We start from the raw sequence: 21,325 nt of genomic DNA, 5'->3' as shown, positions 1-21,325 counted from the left end.
ATTTTAGCCTACTATTTTTCGCCGTTTATTAAGGCGTTATACGGTAAATATGAATGAACACTGAGCAATCCTTTCACAAAGGAAAATTTAAACTAGAGACAATTCCTCATGAAATGAGAATGTCTCATTGGATTTATGCGCCAGTGCTAATAGATACGGAATCACATACCAAAGTACTCGATCTTATTGGAAACATTTGGGATTTAAGATCAGCTACAGAGTCTACTGATTCAATTACTTTAATGCTTGCCCGTTACCCCGATGGTGGAAAAGAATACGAGGTAAGGCTTTACCCTACAAAAGGTGAAGCGTGCATAAATGGTAAACCCACAAAAATTAGTAGTGTTGTCGAGAGCCTTGATGCAATCGTATAACAAGTGCATGTTGCATCAGCCACTGCGTGGCTTGGACGGTTTTTCCGCTCGTGCCTCACTACAAAACCGCCGCAAATGCAGGCGTTATACATAAAGGGAAGTTATGACACATTATTCACCAGAGTATAAAAAAGAAGAATTCAATTGCCCTTATTGCGGTGTATATGCCCGTCAGTCTTGGGCTGATTGCTATTATGCTTTATGGCAAACGAGCTTTGACACTGATTTAAGCATTAGCAGGTGTGCTCATTGTAACGAGGTTGCATATTGGAATGAGCAGCGCATGCTTATTCCTAGCACAGGATCTGTGGAGTTACCTGCATCAGACATGCCGGATAGCTGCAAAAAAATATTTATAGAAGCTAGAGATGTCGTTGGTGTATCACCTAAGGGTGCAGCAGCTTTGCTTAGGCTTTGCCTTCAACAGTTGATGATTGAGTTTGGGCAAGCAGGTAAAAACATTAATGCAGATATTGCTGAACTAGTTAAACAAGGTCTACCACCGCTAATTCAGCAATCTCTAGATATTTGTCGCGTTGTAGGTAACAACGCGGTTCATCCGGGCGAAATAGATTTAGACGATAGTCCTGAAATAGCCCATTCACTTTTTAAACTAATTAACTTAATTGTGCATGACAGAATTACGCGCCCGAATGAAGTAAAAGCACTTTACGATGCACTACCGTCTGGTGCTTTAGAGGCAATTGAAAAGCGTGATTCATAAACGTATAACAAGCGCGTCAATTAGGACGCTCGCAAGCTCGCGCCTATTACGCGTGCGTTATGTTCAAAAAGGAATCGCATGTCTGAAGAATTAGCCGTGGAAATGGAATCGTCCAAAAGAGGAAAGCTATTAACTGTCGTCAGTCTATTTCTGGCATTTGGCTGTGTATCTTCTTTGGCAATTGCACCAAGTGAAATTGCCGCAAGTTTTGGTGTTGTCTATCAAGTCACGCTCGTAATTGCGGCGCTTATAACTGGAGCCGCAGCATTTGGTATCTGGCAAAACTGCAAATGGGGGGCTTACACATATATCACGCTCACTGTGGTCAACCAGCCATTGCTACTTATCATGGGCTGGTGGAATATCGGCGCACTTATTTTGCCAGGTATCATCGTGGCTATCCTCTTAACCAAGCTAAGTGCCATGAAATGAACATAACAAAACGGTCAATGATCGCCTGCGGCTGGACAACTTTAAGCGTGGCTTCGCCACAAAGTTGCCCATTACCTTGGCGTTATATGCTAGGAGGTATATGAGTTTTTATGGTCTAATTATAATGATTCTCTTAGGGGCCATTTTTATATTTACACTCAAAAATCTAATGCAATTAAAATTTAAAGAATCAAATTTAATCGAAAAAGCACGAAACTTAAGGAACTTTCTTTTTGGTTTTATTGCATTTGTATGTATCTTTTTCTTAACAGGGAAATTTTCAAAAGAGTTAGGTATAAAAACATCATGTAATTCATTTCAGCAACAACATCACCCTGAAAAATGTGAAGTTGAAAAATAGTGAAATAGCATATAACAAGTCACTACACACAGAAATTTTACTCGCTTCGCTCCCAAAATTCTAGTGAGCGAGGCGTTAGAGCTAAAGGGAACTTATGCATAAGCTTTTTCTATTGGTGTTATTTTTAAGTGGGTTTAATAGCTATGCTTTCGAACCCGATAAATTTTATGAAAGTGATAAAGTTCAAAAGGATGCCATCACAAAACTCATTTCGTTTTATCCTGAACTAAATAAAACTGATTTGGTTATAACTAAGCTTCAACGAACTGTTAATATCCAACCAAAAAATAATGAGCCAAATGATTATATCGAGCTAACAATTTACGATGTTAAGAACTTGATTGATGCCGAAAATTCAGAATGGTCTTCTCTGATACAGCAGTTTGGAGAAAGCTTCAAAGTTATAAATGAATACACAGTAAGGTATTCACTAGATAAATCTGTTAAATTGAATTTAATTAAATCATTTCATGGTGTGTCAAATTCGACTAAACCTTTATTAGGGCAATTGCTTGGGCAACTATCGGATAAAATTAGCTCTAACAAGCCAATTAAGCAGGACTAAAAACAGTTGGCTTTTGCTCCTGCGTCGCTTATTTTAGCCAACAATTTTTAGCCCCTTATTGGGGCGTTATGTTTCTATGGAGGGGGAAGTGTCTACTAGGTTAATTATATTCTTATTCTTATTTTATCCAGCCGCTTTACATGCAAAAATTGGACCTGTAACTTGGGAAAGTTTAGTTGATGGTTCTGAAATAGTTGCTTTAGTAAAAATTAAGAATATTGAAGTAGTCGATGATGGTCATGGGACGACAAAGGTAATAATAGTTGATTTATTAAAAGGCTCTCAAAGTTCTAATGAAATTAATGTAAGTTGGCATTTAAGCACTGTTAGTAGTGCCTTATATGATATTCATGGTTACCACCTTTTATTTTTAAAAAAGACTGGAGATGGCAAATATAAGCAATCAGTAATAGGTAGATCGTTTTGGAAACTTTATGGTCGAAACAGAGAAAATTTGACTATCAGTCTAGAAACAAAGGATCCTCGCTTATCTACGATTATAGAATTACCGAGTGAATTTTATAAAATTGAGTCAGTACCAGTTAGGAATTGTACAATAGGCTATATAGATTCACGTATAGTTAGTTACAAGAAATTAAAAGAGTACTTTAATCAATAAACATAACAAGCCAAGTCAACAGGACAATTTTAAGCTGGCTCCCGTCGCTGCGCTCCTAATTTTAGCCAGCTTAAAAGTTGCTTCTACTTGAGGCGTTATATGCCCTGAACAAACTTGGAGTTTCATTTGAATAAATTCGATTATAGATTTGATTCTGCTCCGGACCCAAAAGGAAAAGTTGTTCGTTATTTCGTTTATACACTTCTAGTGTTTATTTCCACATTCCTGTTTGTGTCTTTAGTTCACTATGTGGGTGGTGTATTAAACGTAGATGTAAACCAGCCACTGAGAGAATTACCCACGAACGTCGTGTTTTTGGGGTTATTGGGAATGCTTGTTACATTAGTTCTCATTTATACTGTTGTATTGATGTTAGCTCGGGTAATTTTTAGAAATCTCGGGGTGTAATCGGGCATATAACAAAGCAAATTAAAAAGGGCGGACAAAAATCAGTTGGCTTTGTTCGTACCTCACAAATTATAGCCAACTAATTTTTGCCGTTTATTTACGGCGTTAGTTTTCTTATGATGATTCGTTTTATATTTTTAAGTTTGTTTATGATTGCAGGGACAACTATGGCTTCAAATGAAATAGGAGCACCTGAAGGAGTTTCGGCTGAAGATTGGGAAGCCTATCTAAAGCACAAAAAGGATTGGGAAGCCATGCTTCAGCAAAGGTTTGAAAGTGAACTCAAAGCGAATCCTCCTTTACCTCCTTGGGAAAAATTCCCTGAATATGAACCTAGCAATATATTTTGGCGAATGGGAACAGGTGAAGAGTATCTAATCGATTATATTGGCGTTTATTTAAAGTACGCAAGTAAAGACGATATTCAAGCATATAAATTGAAATACCCCGCTCCTAAAATTTGGGAAAATTGGTATAACGAAAACTAACAAGTTAATTAAACAGTGGACGCAAAACAGCAGGCTTGCGCTCATGCTTCGCTTAGTTTAGCCTGCTATTTTTCGCCGTTTATTAAGGCGTTAGGTGTACAAGCAGATGCAGCCCAGATTAGAGATCGAGTTTTTACGGAATGACCCTTCGAAAATATGGGTAAAGGCGTGCAATGAAACTTTCGCTGGAGAAACGGAGCAATATATAAATGCTCAAATGTTGGAAAAACTAGCTGAACAATTATCAGTTTTTACTAAATCTAACTCAGATGAAGTAACCTTTGAAGTTGGTGACGCTGACTCAACTTATGGTCATTGTGAGCTTAAATTCCATTGCTTCGATTCTGCTGGTCATATGGCTGTATTAGTCTCTGTGTCAAATGACCGCGAATGTGTTGCAAAATTTACTGTTCAATTTGAAGCTTTATCATTGGATGCATTTGTATCCTCAATCAAAGTTTCTTTAAACTCGGGATCAGGTGTTTCAGAATTAATTGGTATAAAGCCGTATACGCAAAACGTGTAAGTACACCTAACAAGTCATTAAAGCAGGACAAAAAACAGTTGGTTTTTGCTCTTGCCTCCCTTATTTTAACCAACTATTTTTAGCCTATTAATGAGGCGTTAGTTTATAGGAGAGTTTAGTGTTAGATTTTTTACCCATAGTATTTTTGGTAATTACTGGTCTTGGTGCAATTGTTGGTGGCACTTGGGATTCGACTAAAGAGGGTACAGACAAACTTACTACGCCTGGCAGGGTAGCTGCGATTACTCTATTGTTTTCTACAATCTTTTCTTCTTATGTGGCTTATAACAATTATGAATCGAAACAACAAAAAGAAACTTATAAAATAGAGATATCTTCAATTATTGCCAATCAAGTTAATGAAAGTATAAGAGAACTACTTGCACCTTTCAGAGCTTTATATATTGAAAATACTGGAGGGTACTACTTACCTGATGAAGAAATAACTTTATCTATGTTACTAACTCCTGAAAACATTAAAAAATCACAAGCAACATGTTTTAAAGATTTGCCTAAGACCTTTACAAGTTCGAGTAGAAGAACCTGGGATGAGAGGTTTTCAGTTGGTATTTCTAGAGGTGTACACAAATTAAAGCAATTAAAATTAGTTCACTCTAACCACATAGATTCCAATTTATTGAAGAGCATATATGATTTACTAGACAATGGAATTATGACTATTTACGCTTATTCTCCACGAGAAAAAAAGCCTGAAAATGGGAAAGAACCTTTACATGAGAAATGCTTTATTGGCCAGCCAATAGGGTCTCATAAGCAGTATTTGACCATGATAAAAACTATTTCTGATGCTAATAAATCAAATGTATTTATAAACTAACAAGTCACTGAAAAGGACAATGCTAACAGTTTGCTCAGTTCTGCTTCGCTTCACATTTTAGCAAACTATTTACCAGCCCCTTATTTGGGCGTTATGCGTCAGATGCGAATTCGAATAATTTTATTTGTTAAAACCAAAGGTGGTCAAATCTTGACTTCAGACATCAGCACTTAAATTTACAAAAACGCCTTAATTTAATCTGTTATTCTTCCTCTAAAAGCGAAGCGTCTCTTATCCTCTTTGTGAATTAATGTTGCTTTGCCAACATAAGTTTTGTGCATTTGGGGAGAGTTATTTTTAGCAAATTATAATTACGATATAGCCGTTGGTGAAAAGCCATTTGTTTACTTATTTATAAGGTGGGTTGTTTTCATAAGTGTTTGTAATATAGTGTCTATTAATTAACCTAAATATAGAATAAGGAACATTCATGGAATTAGCCAAAACCACAAGTTTGAAATTTGAAGTAACAGAAACAGGTCATCAAATAATACAAGCTAAAATAAACGGGCATAAAGTAAATTTAATTTTAGATACAGCGGCGGGTGCATCTGTTTTAGATAGGGCATGTATTCAAAAGCTTGGAATAGAAGAAGTGTTTAGTGAAGAAAATGCCGCAGGTTTAGGTACAGCCGACCACAAGATGGGCTTAATAGACGTTTTGAAATTTGAATTAGCAGGGCAGTTGTTTGAAAGTACAGAGTTTGTATCACTAAACCTAGACCATGTTCAGGTAGCTGGTGGTGACAATATAATACATGGATTATTAGGCTCTCCATTTTTAGAAAATACCAAGCGGTGCTAGATTTTGGCACTGATACACTGACAATTAGTGAGCCATTAGCTGATTATGAGTAATTAAAGCGGCTTAATTTAAGCCGCAATTTTGCATATTATACACAGCATGATAAATCGGGTTGCCCCAAGTCAATTCATCATTTTTGTCGGATGGCGTGGCTTCGCCACTTATCCGACCTACGTCTAAAGGTAGGTTGGTTTAGCCAAAGGCGCCACCCAACAGAGTTCTACGGTTCTATCGAGCTCAGTCTATAAATTGTACTTAATTTATTCAACTGCTTTTAAGCGTTTTGTTATGGCTTGTAATTTATCTTCTAGTGTAAAAGACAAGACCAAGGTTTCTTCTACAATTTCTTTCGTTTCATCAACTAATCCTACTAGCTCCGACTCTTGCTCTTCATCCAAACCTAGAGTGATCATTTTTGATTGTATAGCTTGAGATAAATCATTAACGAGTATTTTTACTTGCTTATCTTGCTCTGAGCATAGCTTTTTTATGGTACTAAAATCATCAGCAAGTTGGCTCTTGAGGGTGTTTAAAGCTTGTTGACGTATCGTCGCTTTTTCTAATTGCTGTTCAATAAATTCCATTCGGCTTTCTATAATAGTAAGTAAAATAGCAAAATTATCTCGAAGTCGTCCGAGTAAGCCTTCATCTTTTGCATTTATTCCTTTTACAAGTATTGAGCAAGCAGGTGCGTTAAATAATAAGTTAGAGCTAAATGGCACTATTCGTTTTGCTCTTCTTCCCAGTTCAAGAATTTCTTTTTCTAGTTCAGAAATAGTTTGTTTTGGAAATTGATGATATTGGTCTGCTACTCTAAACTCTACACAGCAGCTGGCGCCTGCATTGGTAAAGTACTGCTGTACGTTAGCAAATAATGTATCTAAATCGGTTACGTCAAGGTTGTCAGTAAAGAATGAAACTAACTCTCCGAGTTCACTTGCTTGTTGCATTGAGGTAAAAGCAGTTGTAGAGGCCACATCGTACATTTCTTTTAGATTATTTCGCTCTGTAATACGCAGTTCAACACGCTTTAATTTTTCGTTTAGTTCCTTAAAGTCTACTGGCTTGGCAACATAATCATCGCCGCCATACCCATATGCTGTGAGTTTGTCTTCACTTGATGTTAAAGCGGATATAAATATAATTTCGCAATCATCGTATTCACCGGATTGTTTTATTTGTTCAACTAAATCATAACCAGTAAGGCCATTACTAAGTAAAATATCCATTAAGACGACTTGTGGCTGGTGCTGTTCCATTAGTGCTAATATTGGCTCGGTTCCATCAGATGAAGCAATATCGTGTTGCTTAGAAAGCGCAATTTCCATGATGTTTCTATTTTGAGGGTTATCGTCAACGGACAATATTTTCACTTTGACTCCTTAATTTCGTTATTGTCGTCCTATCTTAAATGATATTAGTCATGGAAATGGCTACCCGCAAATAATAAATTCATGTACATTTTCATGGAGCACTTAAGTAACACCACATTAAAAGTTTATTATGATAGATACTTTATTCATTTGTTTATAATCCTATAAATGCGCCGAAATCGTCATGAATGTCATTAGTAACACTACAATAATTACTTACTATTAGCTTCGTGGCATAAGAGCCAATCGACGTTTGAACTTCAAGGTCATGAGATTAGATATCATGTGCAAGGGGAAGAGGGAGCGCTGAGTTTATTACTGATCCATGGTTACCCAACCACAAAATGGGATTGGCATAGTCAATGGGCTGAGCTCACTCAATAGTTTAAAGTATTTATCCTCGATACGCTGGGTTTCAGCGCATGAGTTTGGCCATTGTATACTTATGTATGTAGGAGGTATTAATTTATCTTGGGGTCATAAAGGTAGTACAAATGTTCTCCTTCAAAATGTTAAAGCGTCTTCTCTAGGTTATCCAAATCAAGGAAAGATTGATCTCATGAAGTATTACAATGACACAAAAAATACCGCTAATTTGAAGCAACGCATTACACGCAGTGAAGCGCTTGAAGTTGATATAAAAAGATTAATTTGGAGTTCTGAGGTTCTATGGAAAGATTAAAGGTATTAATTTTTGGATTACTAATAACTTTTGTATTGAGCTCATGTTCAAGTATTTACTGGGCTAGTGTTAAAAACTCTACGGCTGAAGAATTAATGGTTAAAGTGGTGTTTAAAACTGAGTACGGTACTCAGGTAATGGACATGCCATTAAAAGCAGATGAAGTAAACGTTTGGCAATATGAACAGTCATCAAGTGAATCAAAAATAATGGATAAATATTTATCTTCAATTGAGATAAGTGACGGCAGTGGCTGTTACTTAGTTTTTAATAAAGAAGAGATAAAAAAGAAGGTTAAAAATACAACGCGGCAAATCGTAATTTCTCCTGATGATTTTCAAAAAGCCTGCGAGAGCAAAGTTAATTTAAACACACTATAAAAATCTTTTAGTAAAGCTTCCCTAAAGGGTCTGACTTTAAGTATGAATTTAGCTTGCTGCTACTTTTAGTCTCGTAGGATTTATTTTAATGTTTAACTTTTAAAATAAATCCTACGAGACAATCACCATTCATTTAAGTGAATATCACTTTGGCGTTACCAGCATTAACCTTGCCTCTTTTCCATCCGTTAATATCGCTATATTACCTTCAGCAGTAACAAACACATCTCTGAGCCTGCCTGTGGCTTCTGGAAAAATATGCGACTGGGTGAATTCACCATTTTTTAAATTAACGCTGTAGAGCTTTTTATCGACCAATGTGGTAATGAGTACGTGGCGTTGCAGTGAAGGGAAGGCTGCATGCATAGAGCCATAATATGCCATGCCTGATGGCGCAATTGAGGGCGTCCAATCTACGGTTGGTTTAGCCATGCCTGGGTAGTCTCTAAAGGGCGAAATACGTGCTTGCGAGTAGTCATCACCGTTGGTTATTACTGGCCAGCCGTAATTGGTGCCAGCCTTTAAATAGTTGAGCTCATCACCGCCTGCGGGGCCGTGTTCGTGGCTAATGATTTGCTTGGTATCGTAATCATAAACCAAGCCTTGCAAGTTACGGTGCCCGAGTGAATAAATGGCATGCGCGGTAGGGGTTTCATGTTTAATAAACGGGTTATCGCTTGGAATAGTGCCATTTAAATTAATTCGTAGCACTTTACCTAATTGGCTGGTTATAACTTGTGCTTGCTCGCGGTAGTCAAAGCCATCACCACTTGAAAACAGTAAGCTATTATCGGGCAGTACAAGCGCCCGGCCAGAGTAATGCTGCGGTGTGCCCTTATCGGTGGCAACTTTATAAATAACTTTTGGTGCTGAAAACTGCTCGCCATCAAACTTAGCTTTGGCAATAACGAGTCTGTTTGCATCAAGCTCACCTTGGGCATAAGTGAATATTATTTCTTTTGATTCACTGTAATTTGGCGAAAGTACTATATCGAGTAAACCGCCTTGCCCTGCAACGTATAAGCCCTCGAAGTTTATTTTAACTCGGCTTTGTTGGTTGTTTTTAATGATGACAACATGGCCATCACGCTCTGTAACTAACCACGAATTGTTTGGCAGTTTAACCATGCTCCATGGTGAATTGAGATCTGTTGCTAAGGTACTAGCAGTATATTGCCGAATTGGTAATTCGGCACTGACGTTACAAGAAAACGTTAAAAGCGAGAGTAGCGTAATACAACGTAGAGATTGTTTACCCTGCAAGCCTTTGCTAGTGTAAGGAAAAAGTTTCATTTTAAGTTGAGATAACCATGCAGTTTTTAACACGTACACTCCCTTCATTTTTAGTTTCTTGGTTACTTACATTCACTCTTGCTAGCTTGTTTCATAGCCAATACGTTGTCAATCAATTAGTTAATGTAGGTGTAGTGGTGGGCTTTAATGATCGTGTTAATTTAACCCTTGAAGATTGGCTTGGCTTGCTACCTACTTACGGCGCTATTATTGCGATTGCACTTGCTATCGCATTTTTTGTGACCTGGTTTATCGCAAAAAAGCTTCAAAATCAGGGGATACAATTATTTGTAACTGCGGGTATTGTAGCGTTTACAACAGCGTTAATTGCTATTGAATCTATTATGAATATTACTATTATTGCGGGTGCAAGAGGCTGGGGGTTTTATGCGCAATTATGTGCAGGTGCAGTAGGGGGTTATGTATTTGCAAAACTCATTAAGGCAAATAAGCAAAAGGCAGAGCATCAGGGTTTTAAGTGAGTATTGGTCTGCAATGCAATGTAAAAAGCCGCTATTAATACAGCGGCTTTTGTGTGTTCATAAATCGCAGAGTAGTATTAAAAAATCAAACTAAAGAGCTTGTAACTACTTAGGCCAAAAATAAGTACTAACACTGGTAAAGTAAGTAGGTTTACCAATACTGAGTTAGTGTATTTCCCCATTACTGCTTTTTGATTAACTAACCACACAAGGTAAGTGGTGACTATAGGCAGCAATAAGCCATTGGCAGCTTGGGCAAAAATTATCACCGCGACAGGGTCTAAACCCAGAGAAGCTACCGCCGCACCAAATAATAAAATAACAATGGCAACGCTTTTAAAGCGAACGTTATCCATTTTATTTGACCAACCTAACATGCCACATACGGCGTAAGCGCCCGCAAGAGGAGCAGTGATTGCGCTGGTTAAACCTGCGGCAAATAAACCAATAGCAAAAAAGTAATGGGCGGCATCGCCAAGTAATGGCTCAAGCTGCACCGCCATATTGGCAGCGCTAATTTGCCCTGCATCGGTGCCATAAAATGCCACTGATGCGGTTGATAAAATAGCTAAGGTGATCACACCACCTAGGGTGATGGACACGCCCGTATCTATATTGGTTTCTTTAATTACTTTTTGTTTGTCACTCTCGCTGTCATGGCGAGCAGCCAGTACCCCTGAGTGTAAAAATAAGTTGTATGGCACTATGGTCGTACCTACCAATGCTAATACTGTGGTGACTGAGCTCTCAGGCATGCTAGGAATAAAACCAGCTAATACGTCACTGAGCGAGGGAGCCGCCATAACAAGCGTAGAGATAAACACTAGGCTCATTAAAATCACTAGTAAAATAAGCGCATTTTCAACAACTTTGTGTTTACCGCTATAAAGTAGTATGGCACTTAAAAATGCAATCAGTGGCGTCCAAAGTTGGGCATTTACCTGAGGGAATATTTCAATTAATCCCATGCTGGCACCGCTTAAATTACCAGCCTCGTAGGCGGCACTGCCAACACCAATGGCGCTGATCACTAAAAATATAGCGAGAGATTTAAATAGGGGAGTTTCAATATGGGCTCTTAGTGCTTGTGCTAAGTCTTGCCCAGTGGCTACGCCTAGGCGCGCCGCCATAGATTGTAATAATATGGTGGCAATTACTGAAAATAGTAATGTCCATATTAGTGCAAAACCAAAGTTTGCACCCGCTACGCTCGCGGTGGTAATAGTCCCTGGTCCAATGAAGGCAGCGGTGACGAGTAGTCCTGGTCCTAATCGCATAGTTTGACCCTAATAGTGCTTTTTATATTGCTATTTAAAGTTACACCTAACGTTTTATAACGCGATGCCTGTAATTATTGCTGCCACTTATACTAAGTGCCTTGCAGCATTGGCCGCCCTTTGGCTTTGCCTTTTTTGATAACCATATGTTAAAAAAGGTCGCGTAGCATACCAACTTGTATATAAATTTAAAGGGGATAGGTTGCGTTTGCCTAAACTTTAAACGATTTAATAGGTTTTAGTTGTTATCAAGCTTTGGTACCAAGCAAAAATCTTATATGATGTTGACAATAGCACGCAATATAAACTTTCAAAGGCGACCATTATTAGTGACTGTAATACATCACCTTTAACTGATAACTCAGAACAATCCCCTGAGATGATGATAACCAATTCAACATTAAAAATAGCCACATTTAACCTGTTTAATTATCTTGAGCCACCTAATGCTTATTATGAGTTTGAGCGGATATATACCGCGGAGCAATGGGCAAAAAAACAGCGCTGGATTATTGATTATTTAACCGAGCATCAGCCCGATGTAATTGGCTTTCAGGAAGTGTTTAGCATTGAGTCGCTTAGAGAATTAGTAAAGCAGCAAGGTTATGCGCACTTTGCTGTGGTGGATGAGCCACAGGTAATAGATGATTTTATTTATAAACGCCCCGTTGTGGCAATAGCAGCAAAATACCCCATCGTTGAAGTAGCAAGCGTTAAACACGACTATGAGCTTGCCAGTACTTTAGGTTTAACTGAAGATTTTGCCTTTAGCCGTAGAGTACTTAGAGCCACAATAAGTTTGCCGCATATCGGCAATACCGATTGCTATGTGGTGCATTTTAAATCTAAACGGCCATCAATTGAGATTGATGAAACTAATAAAGAACTAACCGTTGAAAAAAACATTATTGAAATTTTAAAAGCAAATGTAGCGGGTGGCTGGGGCTCAACTATTCAGCGCGGTAGTGAAGCAACATTGCTGATGATAGAAATGATAAGTCGTCGTGAGGCCACGCAACAGCCTATGATACTAATGGGAGATTTTAATAACGACCTAGCTGATGGCGTTTTAAGCCATTTACTAACCAATACACTGCGTTTTGCCCCCGCGTTTGATAGTAAAACCTACCTTGCAAAATATTGTCTTAACGATGCGTGGCAGTTATTTACAAAGTTAAACGATGATTGCGAGCCTGATGAAGTAGCTAATGAGTCAATACAAGGTGTTATCGATAAAGATAATCAAGGCTTAAAACCACTACGAAAAGCAACACATTACTTTGGCGCAAGCAGTTCAGTACTTGATTATATTTTGTTGTCTTGTGAGTTTGATTCTGGCTATGACGACAGTTTTTTTGAAGTAAGCGATTATCATACTTACGATCGTCATTTAATTAACCCCGAGTTTGAGCGCGACGATTTAAGTACCGATCACGGCGTTGTATGTATCACGCTTAAACTGCGGGAGTAATGATTAACTCACCACTGTTTAGTTACCAAGCCAAACAGTGGCGAGTCGCTATTTACTGACGAGGGTTAATCTCTAAAGGTGACAAGGTAATAGTAGCATTACTGCTGGCCCCTTTATATTCTTGATAGTCTTTGTTTTCAAATAGCGTGTAAAAAACATCAACATAATCATCATTATTGGTAAACCATTCATCAGGCATTGCTTTAAGCACTTCATTAGTAAGTTTAGGAATAATAGTATAGCCCTGTGCTTGTAAATCAGGGATACTTGCCATTACTTGCTCTGATATTTCTAATAATTTCATTGCTAAGGTTTTATAATTAGTGTTGTCATCTTGCTCCATTAAAAGCAAATCGACCGCTTGCCAACGATAACGTTGCCAATGAATTAAAACCTGATTAGGGCTGTAAGTGGTTTGGTCATGATCTAAATAAGGTAAATCAACAATATCTAATATTGGTTCATCTCTGCTAGGATTAATCCCCGTTACGATGGCATAAACTTCTGCCTTTCCTGAAATCCAAGGTTCTTTATCATCCTCTAAATGTATTTTTTTTAGCACGCTAGTTTGTAATGGCTGCTCATTACTTAATTGATTTTGTGGGCTAACCATGTTTTTGCTGAACTTGTTAGCAGACAAAATTCCTTTCATTACTGCAATACCCGCATCCTGTACTTTTTGTTGATCTAACTCCACAATAAAAACAGGTTGGGTTGGCATTTGGTCAACGCTCAGATAATGAATGTCACCAAACTGATCGAACGCTTCAATCTCGCTCCATTGGCTATCGTCACCAGCGGGTGCAAATGCGAATAAAGGGCTTTCTCCTTGTTGCCAATCAGTAAGCATGGACTCACTTGCCAAACGAACTTGTAACAAGCTTCCTGTATTGTTTGGTAAGCCTTTAAGTTGTTGTAAGGCGCTATTTGCCTGACTTATATTACGCTTTGTATGCCGTGCTACAGTTGATAACTGATCAGCATTTAAAACTAAGTTATATTTATTTACTGATTGTTTTAAATCAGCATTCAATACTGAATAATTAAGCGCTACTTGCTTTGCGAAATTACGCTTAATAGTTGCTACGTTTTTGTATTGAGCTTGCTGTACCAAGTTTTCTGCATTTTCAATATGAGATTGAGCTGAAAAAGCAGGTACTGATATAAAGTTCAATAATGCCGCTGTAGCTAAAGATTTGGTTATTTTATTTTTCATACAAATTCCGCCGTTCCGTTTCTAGTAACACTATAAAACAATAATTAGAATAAATGCTCAAGTTAAATTTATAAAATACGTAATTAGTATTAATGTTGGCTTGCGGTTTGATATACATTACATAAACACCGTAATTTTTATATAAAGCAGGAATCTATTACAAAAAATGTATATTTTATAAAATAATTTATATACATATCAGTGGTTTAAATTTGGCTTAATAGTTGCTGTAACTATTACTCTAATAACAACACAAAGGAAAAAACAATGACCGATATTGCACATTCTGCGTTTGTAGCATTTTATTTATACTTAATTATGATGTTAGTTCAGTGGGCTGTGGCGACGTTTAGTAAGGCTAAACAGCCCGGTGCAGTGCCAGGAAAAATAGATAAAGAGCTATCTCATGAGAGCTTTATATTTAGGGCTCATCGTACTTTTCATAACACCCTAGAAAACAGCGCGTTGTTTATAGGAACGGTTTTATTTGCTTTTGTGATGAATTACCACAGCTCGGTATTTGCAATATGTATTTGGGTATATGTGATTGCACGTTTAATTCATATGGCACTGTATTACGCAATTGCCACCGAGAAAAACCCCAGCCCGCGTAGTTACTTCTTTTTAATCAGTGTGATAGCAAACATTGTGATGTTAGTGCTGTTAGGACTGCGATTAGCTAGTTAAGTAAATGATTAAAGCGAAAAGCAGACAGCCTCTAGCTTTTCGCTTACATATTTTATCGGGCTGGCTTTGTTTTTCGGGTCACAAGAAAACACATTAATGAGCCTAATGTCACTAACACAACGCCTTGCCAGAATGCACTGGTGAGCGATACTGATAAGTAAATAGCAGCAAATAGTGTTGATAAAACAGGGATAAAGTAAGACAAGGTGCCTAACAACACTAGGTTACCGCCAATTATTGCTTGGTTCCACAGTGCGTAACCTCCACCAATAACCACGCCTGCTAATACTAAGGTAAAGCTAGAATCTAGGCTAAACTCAAAGCTGGGCTCATTACTCAATCCGTAACTTATCCATAAAGAGATTGCCGTGGCTGCAAAAAATACACTAATGGCATTTTTACCCTCGCTAAGTTTTACCGTTACACTGCAATACACAGCCCAAATAAACGCCGCTGCAAACGCCATGGAGTAGGGTAATGGATTGTCACTTATATTAGCGGTTAATACTTCCACAGATAAACCACTATCACCTGCAATGCACCATGCAACCCCTAAAAACGCAATCAGTATGCTCGGGTAGACTAATACGCTTACTTTAATGCGGTTAACAATAATCGATAATAAAATGGTTAACGCTGGCCAAAGGTAGTTAATAATCGCCATTTCCAACGCTTGCTGGCGACTATTTGCAAAGCCGAGGGATAAAGCTAAACATATTTCGTAAATAACAAATAAGCTGCCACCAAAGACTAAATAGCGTTTTGGATAATTGCTTAGCTTTGGTACACCCATGACTAACATTAAAAAAATCGCACTGACGCTATAAATTAAAGCGGCACCGCCAATTGGGCTAAATAATTCTGATAAATCACGAATAAAGGCAGTTAAACTGCTCCAAAGTAAAATAGCGAGCACTCCATAAAGGGTGTATTTATGTTTGCTTAATAAAGACATGGTGAATTGCCTGATGAATGATAAAAAAATCAGTCGCGAATGTGACATTATAAAAACAGTGAGGCAATAGGTGGGCTATAAAATTCGACTAAAAGGCTATAAATAGCATTTAAAATTAATAATAAAGTTAAATTTTAGTAAACAAGAGCAGGCCAAATGATGACCTACTCTGAGATGGTTTTTTATTCAATACCAATAAAGCCGCCAGTTTGATGTGCCCACAGTGCAGCGTAAATGCCGCCTTGGGCAATTAACTCATCGTGACTGCCTTGCTCTACAACACCACCTTCATCAAGCACGATGAGCCTGTCCATTTGTGCAATGGTTGATAATCGGTGTGCAATAGCAATGACTGTTTTACCTGTCATTAAATCATCTAAGCTGGCTTGAATAGCCGCTTCTACCTCTGAGTCTAAGGCACTGGTAGCTTCATCAAGTATAAGAATAGGCGCGTTTTTGAGTAACACCCGAGCAATAGCAATCCGTTGACGTTGCCCGCCCGAGAGGGTTACCCCTCGTTCGCCCACTTGTGCATCAAAGCCTTTATTGCCTTTGCTGTCTTCTAAATCGGTTATAAAATCGAGCGCTTTGGCTTGTTTGGTCGCATCGAGCATTTCCGCTTCGGTTGCATCGGGTCTGCCGTATAAGATGTTATCTTTTACTGAGCGGTGCAGTAGTGATGTATCTTGGGTAACCATAGCGATATAGCGGCGAAGGCTTTCTTGGCTTACATCAGTTATATTTTGGCCATCAATACTAATACAGCCTTTGTCTGTATCGTAAAAACGTAGCAACAAGTTAACTAATGTGGATTTACCCGCGCCAGAGCGACCCACTAAGCCAATTTTTTCGCCCGGTTTAATATTTAAGTTTAAACCGTTAATTACTGGACCTCGGTTATTTTCATTAGCGGCTTTACCATAATTAAAGTGTACATTGTTAAAGTCGATTGCCCCTTGAGTTACTTTTAAGCTATCGGCTTTTGGCTTGTCATCAACCGCAATCGGGTTTGAAAGGGTGCGCATGCCATCGGCTACGGTACCAATGTTTTCAAATAAGCTGCTAATTTCCCACATGATCCATTGGGCCATGCCATTAAGCCTTAACGACAAACTCAATGCTACTGCAATAGCCCCCGCACTAATGGCACTTAACGACCATAAATACAAAGACACTGCTGCCACCGAAAATACCAGTAAATAGTTCAAGCTTTGAATAACCACATTAAGGCTGGTTACCAAACGCATTTGTTTATATACAGGCTGTAAAAATACGTCCATGCTTTGTTTTGCATATTGCTCTTCGCGTTGGGTGTAAGAAAACAGCTTAATGGTTGAAATATTGGTGTAGCTATCAACAATACGGCCAGTCATTTCTGAGCGTGCATCAGCTTGTGAGCTAGCAATGCTTTTTAACCGTGGTACAAAGTAAATTTGCACGCAAATATATAATGCTAACCACACTAATAACGGCAGCATTAAGCGCCAATCTGAGGCGGCTACTAAAAACACCATTGAGCCAAAATAAACGGCAATGTACATTAATACGTCAAGTAACTTAGTGACTGACTCACGCACTGCCAATGAGGTTTGCAGCACTTTAGTAGCTATTCTTCCGGCAAATTCATTTTGATAAAAGCTAACACTTTGGCGTAATAAATAACGGTGCGCTAACCAACGTATCGACATCGGATAGTTGCCCAACAGTGCTTGATGTAAAATGGCCGACCTAAAAAATACCACCACAGGCATCACTACTAGGAGCATTAGCCCCATCTTTATTAATTCGGATTGTTGCTGCGAAAAAAGTTCTTCAGGGGTGTACTCGCCAAGCCAGTCAACCAGTTGTCCCATGTAACTAAATAAAGACACTTCTAAAATAGCTAATAATGCGGCACTGAGAGACATAAGTACCAACGACAGTTCCATGCCTTTGGTGTAATGGCGGCAAAATGCAAATAAGGTATTAGGAGGCTGAGACGGAGAACGCTCCGGAAACGGTTTAGTCATCCGTTCAAATAGTCGATACATATTAGAAGCTTATTAAGTATTTATAGAGGTATCCCACTATACCATTGTAAAGCGCAAAGGCGCAGTGGGAATGAGGTGTTTAGCTGTTATCTTAAGTTAAGATAACGATTTAAAGTTTTGTTTGACCGGTTTTATTTTTTACCAGCCAGTAAGATATACCTAAGGCTAAAGTTACCAATGCAAGGCCAACAATTTGTTCTGAGGTCACTAATTTTAAATCTAAAACAATAATTTTACGCGCCACAGCCATTAGTGCGGTGGCAATGACCAGTTCAACCGGCAGTGAACTTGAGCCTAAATATAAACGAATATTGGTAAATATTTCTACCGCAATAAGCACCACCATAAAAGCACCAAAGGTTTGCAGAATGTCTTCGATGTTTAATAAAAAATAAGGAGGAGAGCTCAATCGCATATATAAAACATATACTACATCAGCAATACTCCAAAAAATAACCAGCACCATGAGCACTGCTAATATTTTAATAGCAAAGCGAATCGCATGATGTAAATACTGCATAAGCGGGTCAACATGATCCTCGGGTAATTCTTCGTGTTTCTTCATATTTTTACAGCACCTTATTATTTTTAAACTGGGTATATAAAATGATAGCTGATTAATCGTGTTTCTCTCTTTAGTATACGTACAAAACAGCATAAGTGATTATTTTTATTAAATTAGAAGCCGAGCAAGTGATAGCTAAACTGAGCGTGTTAATTAAATGTAATTTAACCTGAGGTTTTTAACGTTTATCTCAAATGCATTGCTGTATACCTGCAGAGCTGTCATTTTAAAAACATCAACAATAAGGATTAAACTGCTATGTCAATTTCACCTTTAAATTTAGTTACTCGGATTATTAAGTATAGTGCGGTTGCATCTGTTTGTAGCGCGTCATTTTATAGTGTGGCGGCACAAACCACACAACAAGCATCATTGCACAATATTGCAGATCAAATTTCAGCGCAGCGTATTGGAGATGATATTCAAACGTTAGTGGATTTTGGTACCCGCCATACTTTATCTGAAACTAAATCGGATACCCGTGGTATTGGCGCGGCAAGGCGTTGGATAAAACAAGAATTTGAAGCAATTTCGGCACAGTGCGGTGGCTGCTTAGAGATACTAGAAGTAAAACAAACCATCTCGGGTGAAAAGCGCATTCCTGACCCTGTAGAAGTGGTTAACATAATTGCGATTCAGCGCGGTAACACCGATCCTAATCGTATGGTGATGATGTCGGGAGATATAGACTCACGCGTTAGTGATGTTATGGATTTTACTAGCGATTCACCTGGGGCAAACGATAATGCATCAGGGGTTGCCGGTGTGATTGAAGCTGCACGGGTGTTATCGCAATATACATTTAATGGCTCAGTGGTATATGCAGCACTCTCAGGTGAAGAACAAGGTTTATTTGGCGGTAAAATTTTAACTGCTTACGCACAAAAAAATAACTGGCAAGTGCATGGTGTTTTGAATAACGACATGATTGGCAATATTACCGGTATTAATGGCGTAACCGATAACACTACGGCACGTATTTTTTCTGAAGGTACGCGTGTAGTTGAAACTAAAGAACAAGCCCGTACGCGTCGTTTTACTGGCGGCGAAGTTGATTCGGCGAGCCGTAATTTAGCACGTTACATAGACACCATTGCTGATAAATATATTGAAAACCTAGACACCATGCTGGTATACAGACTCGACCGTTTTGCTCGAGGCGGGCATCATCGTCCGTTTAATGATGCGGGTTTTGCGGCTGTGCGTATTATGGAAACCAACGAGCATTATGATCGCCAACATCAAGACCTGCGCACCGAAAATGGGGTAGTGTACGGTGATACTATTGATGGGGTGGATTTTGATTACGCCGCAAAACTTACCTCATTAAATGCGGTAAGCCTTGCGTCAATGGCGTGGGCCCCTGCGCCACCAAAAGAGGTGAAAATTAGTGGTGCCGTACGCGCCAGTACCACACTTTCTTGGCAGCCAACAGAGGATAAAAATGTAGCAGGCTATCGTATATACTGGCGCTATACTAGTGAACCACAATGGCAATACAGTCAATGGGTTGATAAGGCCAGTGAATTTACCCTAAAAAATGTGGTTATTGATAATTACTATTTTGGAGTTGCTAGCGTGAATAAACAGGGTATTGAGTCGCCAGTGGTATTCCCAGGTGCTGTGGGTTCGTTTGATCACAACATAAAGTAAGTGTACTTTGCTTAAAAACCCAGCAAACAGCTGCGAATAAGGTGTTAAGCTCGCTATTTATGCTTGCGCCTTATTTGTTATGCCCTTAAAGTGTAAACAAAGAAGTAAAAAGGTTATTAAAATGCAGCAACAAGAACAAAAACCATTAACACCAGAGCAGCAAGCTGAACTTCAGCAACAAGAAATTCAATGGCAGCGCGAATGTTTTCAAAATGCGCAAAAACATTTAGCTGAAAAAGGCATTATGCCTAAAACCTTGCTTGAAAAAGAAAGCCGTTTTTTAGCACCTTTATGCGCACTTTGGAAATTTAAAGCGCAAAACGGTAAAAGCTACTGGGTGATCACCGGTCGTTTACCAACCGATCATGCTGAAGCGTCTGCAGCAAAAGATGCACGCGATGCCATGCGTTATTTTTCATTGCAGTGGCAGTTAAAAGCCGACCAAATTATTACAGCGGGTGCGCGTGATAAAACCCAAGCCGATTTTGCAAACTTACTTATAAATCGTGCTCACGGCTTATATGAAATGCATGAAAATGAGCAGCTTTGGGCAAAAGAACCCGCTTAAAAATAAAGGTAATTAACCTTTAAAAAAACCTAACTTAGTTACCTAAGTTAGGTTTTTTTCAATTATGCCGTCAAAAGAATATTAATACGCGCTATCTACTCGCACCGTGTTATTGGTTAAGTAGATCAGGCGAACATTATCCCCTTGGTGAAAACGCATAGCGGGATCGTTGTCTTGTACCACCATAAATTGCTCACCACTTTCTACTTGTATCAGTAATTCAACGAGCTGTGTGTTTTCATAGCGCTGTGTTTGCTGCTGATTATGAGCAACGTTACCACCAATCACCGATCCTAAAATAGTCGCTACAGTACGACCACTGCCGCCGCCAAACTGGTTACCAATAACACCGCCTAGTAAGGCACCGCCAAAGGTTTTCCAGCCGTTACTTTTGTCTTGTACTAGTTGTTGCTCAGTAATAGTGCGCACCGACTTTACTTTACCAAATAGTACTTGCTGTACAGGAACGGCTTTATTTCGTTCGTACTTGGCAAACGTTGGGGCACTTACTACTAATAAAGCGCATAAAATTAAGCTAAGCGTTTTCATAATT

Annotated in this window: 24 protein-coding genes and 1 pseudogene; 17 read left to right on the top strand and 8 right to left on the bottom strand. The window is 38.7% G+C overall.

The genetic code is table 11. The features are described from left to right. Positions 1 to 119: 119 nt before the first annotated feature. From DK924_RS07540 to DK924_RS07490, 10 genes and pseudogenes are all read left to right on the top strand, one after another. Positions 120 to 374 carry a hypothetical protein gene (locus tag DK924_RS07540; RefSeq protein WP_146199367.1) on the top strand — a complete coding sequence of 85 codons (255 nt, stop codon included), beginning with the start codon at positions 120 to 122 and terminating at the stop codon, positions 372 to 374. A gap of 103 nt (positions 375 to 477) precedes the next feature. Next, complete coding sequence (locus tag DK924_RS07535) at positions 478 to 1,098, top strand: DUF4145 domain-containing protein (RefSeq protein WP_109874766.1); 621 nt, start codon at positions 478 to 480, stop codon at positions 1,096 to 1,098. 78 nt (positions 1,099 to 1,176) lie between these two features. Next, positions 1,177 to 1,530 carry a hypothetical protein gene (locus tag DK924_RS07530; RefSeq protein ID WP_109874765.1) on the top strand — a complete coding sequence of 118 codons (354 nt, stop codon included), beginning with the start codon at positions 1,177 to 1,179 and terminating at the stop codon, positions 1,528 to 1,530. Positions 1,531 to 1,630: 100 nt separating this feature from the next. Then, positions 1,631 to 1,891 carry a hypothetical protein gene (locus DK924_RS07525; RefSeq protein WP_109874764.1) on the top strand — a complete coding sequence of 87 codons (261 nt, stop codon included), beginning with the start codon at positions 1,631 to 1,633 and terminating at the stop codon, positions 1,889 to 1,891. 94 nt (positions 1,892 to 1,985) lie between these two features. Beyond that, positions 1,986 to 2,456 (top strand): hypothetical protein, encoded by a 471-nt coding sequence (locus DK924_RS07520; RefSeq protein WP_109874763.1) that lies wholly within the window; start codon positions 1,986 to 1,988, stop codon positions 2,454 to 2,456. An 88-nt stretch (positions 2,457 to 2,544) separates the two neighbouring features. After that, complete coding sequence (locus DK924_RS07515; RefSeq protein WP_131724681.1) at positions 2,545 to 3,075, top strand: hypothetical protein; 531 nt, start codon at positions 2,545 to 2,547, stop codon at positions 3,073 to 3,075. Positions 3,076 to 3,599: 524 nt separating this feature from the next. Beyond that, positions 3,600 to 3,971, top strand: a complete 372-nt coding sequence (locus tag DK924_RS07505) for a hypothetical protein (RefSeq protein WP_258306429.1) — start codon at positions 3,600 to 3,602, stop codon at positions 3,969 to 3,971. 106 nt (positions 3,972 to 4,077) lie between these two features. Continuing rightward, positions 4,078 to 4,497 carry a hypothetical protein gene (locus tag DK924_RS07500; protein WP_109874761.1) on the top strand — a complete coding sequence of 140 codons (420 nt, stop codon included), beginning with the start codon at positions 4,078 to 4,080 and terminating at the stop codon, positions 4,495 to 4,497. 118 nt (positions 4,498 to 4,615) lie between these two features. Continuing rightward, on the top strand, positions 4,616 to 5,335 hold the full coding sequence (locus DK924_RS07495; protein ID WP_109874760.1) for a hypothetical protein: 720 nt from the start codon (positions 4,616 to 4,618) through the stop codon (positions 5,333 to 5,335). Between the two features lie 430 nt (positions 5,336 to 5,765). Next, a pseudogene (locus DK924_RS07490) lies at positions 5,766 to 6,193 on the top strand (aspartyl protease family protein). A gap of 207 nt (positions 6,194 to 6,400) precedes the next feature. Here the strand turns inward: DK924_RS07490 and DK924_RS07485 are convergent. Further along, complete coding sequence (locus tag DK924_RS07485) at positions 6,401 to 7,513, bottom strand: response regulator (protein ID WP_258306427.1); 1,113 nt, start codon at positions 7,511 to 7,513, stop codon at positions 6,401 to 6,403. Positions 7,514 to 8,072: 559 nt separating this feature from the next. Here DK924_RS07485 and DK924_RS18845 point away from each other — a divergent pair. After that, the gene (locus DK924_RS18845; RefSeq protein WP_258306426.1) at positions 8,073 to 8,195 is read left to right on the top strand and encodes a hypothetical protein; all 123 of its coding nucleotides are present in this window, start codon (positions 8,073 to 8,075) and stop codon (positions 8,193 to 8,195) included. After that, entirely contained in the window at positions 8,183 to 8,575 is a 393-nt protein-coding gene (locus DK924_RS07470; protein WP_010389736.1) for a hypothetical protein, read from the top strand. Before DK924_RS18845 ends, DK924_RS07470 begins: the two co-directional genes overlap by 13 nt. 144 nt (positions 8,576 to 8,719) lie before the next feature. Here the strand turns inward: DK924_RS07470 and DK924_RS07465 are convergent, their stop codons facing one another. After that, a complete protein-coding gene (locus DK924_RS07465; RefSeq protein ID WP_109874757.1) occupies positions 8,720 to 9,901 on the bottom strand; it encodes a PQQ-dependent sugar dehydrogenase in 1,182 nt (393 codons plus the stop codon). Here DK924_RS07465 and DK924_RS07460 point away from each other — a divergent pair. Continuing rightward, the gene (locus DK924_RS07460) at positions 9,886 to 10,350 is read left to right on the top strand and encodes a hypothetical protein (RefSeq protein ID WP_109874756.1); all 465 of its coding nucleotides are present in this window, start codon (positions 9,886 to 9,888) and stop codon (positions 10,348 to 10,350) included. The two genes, DK924_RS07465 and DK924_RS07460, sit on opposite strands and share 16 nt — an antisense overlap. Positions 10,351 to 10,427: 77 nt before the next feature. Here the strand turns inward: DK924_RS07460 and DK924_RS07455 are convergent, their stop codons facing one another. Next, positions 10,428 to 11,627 carry an Nramp family divalent metal transporter gene (locus DK924_RS07455; RefSeq protein WP_109874755.1) on the bottom strand — a complete coding sequence of 400 codons (1,200 nt, stop codon included), beginning with the start codon at positions 11,625 to 11,627 and terminating at the stop codon, positions 10,428 to 10,430. Positions 11,628 to 12,006: 379 nt separating this feature from the next. Here DK924_RS07455 and DK924_RS07450 point away from each other — a divergent pair, with 379 nt between their 5' ends. Next, positions 12,007 to 13,098 carry an endonuclease/exonuclease/phosphatase family protein gene (locus DK924_RS07450; protein WP_258306425.1) on the top strand — a complete coding sequence of 364 codons (1,092 nt, stop codon included), beginning with the start codon at positions 12,007 to 12,009 and terminating at the stop codon, positions 13,096 to 13,098. A 52-nt stretch (positions 13,099 to 13,150) separates the two neighbouring features. Here the strand turns inward: DK924_RS07450 and DK924_RS07445 are convergent, their stop codons facing one another. Continuing rightward, a complete protein-coding gene (locus tag DK924_RS07445) occupies positions 13,151 to 14,314 on the bottom strand; it encodes a DUF3103 family protein (protein ID WP_109874754.1) in 1,164 nt (387 codons plus the stop codon). 267 nt (positions 14,315 to 14,581) lie between these two features. On the opposite strand from DK924_RS07445, the gene DK924_RS07440 reads away from it, so the two are divergent. Continuing rightward, complete coding sequence (locus DK924_RS07440) at positions 14,582 to 15,001, top strand: MAPEG family protein (RefSeq protein WP_010389742.1); 420 nt, start codon at positions 14,582 to 14,584, stop codon at positions 14,999 to 15,001. A 52-nt stretch (positions 15,002 to 15,053) separates the two neighbouring features. On the opposite strand, the gene yddG is transcribed toward DK924_RS07440, so the two are convergent. The 3 genes from yddG to DK924_RS07425 all read right to left on the bottom strand — a co-directional run bounded on the left by yddG (position 15,054) and on the right by DK924_RS07425 (position 18,551). Beyond that, on the bottom strand, positions 15,054 to 15,956 hold the full coding sequence (gene yddG, locus DK924_RS07435; protein WP_109874753.1) for an aromatic amino acid DMT transporter YddG: 903 nt from the start codon (positions 15,954 to 15,956) through the stop codon (positions 15,054 to 15,056). Between the two features lie 182 nt (positions 15,957 to 16,138). After that, positions 16,139 to 17,986 carry an ABC transporter ATP-binding protein gene (locus DK924_RS07430; protein WP_109874752.1) on the bottom strand — a complete coding sequence of 616 codons (1,848 nt, stop codon included), beginning with the start codon at positions 17,984 to 17,986 and terminating at the stop codon, positions 16,139 to 16,141. Between the two features lie 109 nt (positions 17,987 to 18,095). After that, a complete protein-coding gene (locus DK924_RS07425) occupies positions 18,096 to 18,551 on the bottom strand; it encodes a phosphate-starvation-inducible PsiE family protein (protein WP_109874751.1) in 456 nt (151 codons plus the stop codon). Between the two features lie 258 nt (positions 18,552 to 18,809). Here DK924_RS07425 and DK924_RS07420 point away from each other — a divergent pair, with 258 nt between their 5' ends. Both DK924_RS07420 and DK924_RS07415 read left to right on the top strand, forming a co-directional pair. After that, positions 18,810 to 20,204: a M28 family peptidase gene (locus DK924_RS07420; protein ID WP_109874750.1), complete on the top strand. Its 1,395-nt coding sequence runs from the start codon at positions 18,810 to 18,812 to the stop codon at positions 20,202 to 20,204. A gap of 121 nt (positions 20,205 to 20,325) precedes the next feature. Next, positions 20,326 to 20,772, top strand: coding sequence for a DUF4826 family protein (locus DK924_RS07415; protein WP_008110031.1), 447 nt, complete (start codon positions 20,326 to 20,328; stop codon positions 20,770 to 20,772). A gap of 81 nt (positions 20,773 to 20,853) precedes the next feature. On the opposite strand, the gene DK924_RS07410 is transcribed toward DK924_RS07415, so the two are convergent. Continuing rightward, positions 20,854 to 21,321: a glycine zipper 2TM domain-containing protein gene (locus tag DK924_RS07410; RefSeq protein ID WP_010389747.1), complete on the bottom strand. Its 468-nt coding sequence runs from the start codon at positions 21,319 to 21,321 to the stop codon at positions 20,854 to 20,856. Positions 21,322 to 21,325: the final 4 nt, after the last annotated feature.

Source organism: Pseudoalteromonas sp. meg-B1 (assembly GCF_003173795.1).
GTDB lineage: Bacteria > Pseudomonadota > Gammaproteobacteria > Enterobacterales > Alteromonadaceae > Pseudoalteromonas > Pseudoalteromonas undina.
The sequence above is the reverse complement of the archived record's forward strand: the minus strand, read 5'-3'. Positions and strand labels throughout refer to the sequence as shown.

What these genes read in the sequence shown, in the direction of transcription:
- DK924_RS07470 (WP_010389736.1), top strand. Translation starts at nt 8,183, where the DNA reads ATGGAAAGATTAAAGGTATTAATTTTTGGATTACTAATAACTTTTGTA.
- DK924_RS07530 (WP_109874765.1), top strand. Translation starts at nt 1,177, where the DNA reads ATGTCTGAAGAATTAGCCGTGGAAATGGAATCGTCCAAAAGAGGAAAG.
- DK924_RS07440 (WP_010389742.1), top strand. Translation starts at nt 14,582, where the DNA reads ATGACCGATATTGCACATTCTGCGTTTGTAGCATTTTATTTATACTTA.
- DK924_RS07445 (WP_109874754.1), bottom strand. Translation starts at nt 14,314, where the DNA reads ATGAAAAATAAAATAACCAAATCTTTAGCTACAGCGGCATTATTGAAC.
- DK924_RS07540 (WP_146199367.1), top strand. Translation starts at nt 120, where the DNA reads ATGTCTCATTGGATTTATGCGCCAGTGCTAATAGATACGGAATCACAT.
- DK924_RS07430 (WP_109874752.1), bottom strand. Translation starts at nt 17,986, where the DNA reads ATGTATCGACTATTTGAACGGATGACTAAACCGTTTCCGGAGCGTTCT.
- DK924_RS07425 (WP_109874751.1), bottom strand. Translation starts at nt 18,551, where the DNA reads ATGAAGAAACACGAAGAATTACCCGAGGATCATGTTGACCCGCTTATG.
- DK924_RS07410 (WP_010389747.1), bottom strand. Translation starts at nt 21,321, where the DNA reads ATGAAAACGCTTAGCTTAATTTTATGCGCTTTATTAGTAGTAAGTGCC.
- DK924_RS07460 (WP_109874756.1), top strand. Translation starts at nt 9,886, where the DNA reads ATGCAGTTTTTAACACGTACACTCCCTTCATTTTTAGTTTCTTGGTTA.
- DK924_RS07535 (WP_109874766.1), top strand. Translation starts at nt 478, where the DNA reads ATGACACATTATTCACCAGAGTATAAAAAAGAAGAATTCAATTGCCCT.
- DK924_RS07420 (WP_109874750.1), top strand. Translation starts at nt 18,810, where the DNA reads ATGTCAATTTCACCTTTAAATTTAGTTACTCGGATTATTAAGTATAGT.
- DK924_RS07450 (WP_258306425.1), top strand. Translation starts at nt 12,007, where the DNA reads ATGATGATAACCAATTCAACATTAAAAATAGCCACATTTAACCTGTTT.
- DK924_RS07525 (WP_109874764.1), top strand. Translation starts at nt 1,631, where the DNA reads ATGAGTTTTTATGGTCTAATTATAATGATTCTCTTAGGGGCCATTTTT.
- DK924_RS07415 (WP_008110031.1), top strand. Translation starts at nt 20,326, where the DNA reads ATGCAGCAACAAGAACAAAAACCATTAACACCAGAGCAGCAAGCTGAA.
- DK924_RS07520 (WP_109874763.1), top strand. Translation starts at nt 1,986, where the DNA reads ATGCATAAGCTTTTTCTATTGGTGTTATTTTTAAGTGGGTTTAATAGC.
- DK924_RS18845 (WP_258306426.1), top strand. Translation starts at nt 8,073, where the DNA reads ATGAAGTATTACAATGACACAAAAAATACCGCTAATTTGAAGCAACGC.
- DK924_RS07500 (WP_109874761.1), top strand. Translation starts at nt 4,078, where the DNA reads ATGCAGCCCAGATTAGAGATCGAGTTTTTACGGAATGACCCTTCGAAA.
- DK924_RS07455 (WP_109874755.1), bottom strand. Translation starts at nt 11,627, where the DNA reads ATGCGATTAGGACCAGGACTACTCGTCACCGCTGCCTTCATTGGACCA.
- DK924_RS07505 (WP_258306429.1), top strand. Translation starts at nt 3,600, where the DNA reads ATGATGATTCGTTTTATATTTTTAAGTTTGTTTATGATTGCAGGGACA.
- yddG (WP_109874753.1), bottom strand. Translation starts at nt 15,956, where the DNA reads ATGTCTTTATTAAGCAAACATAAATACACCCTTTATGGAGTGCTCGCT.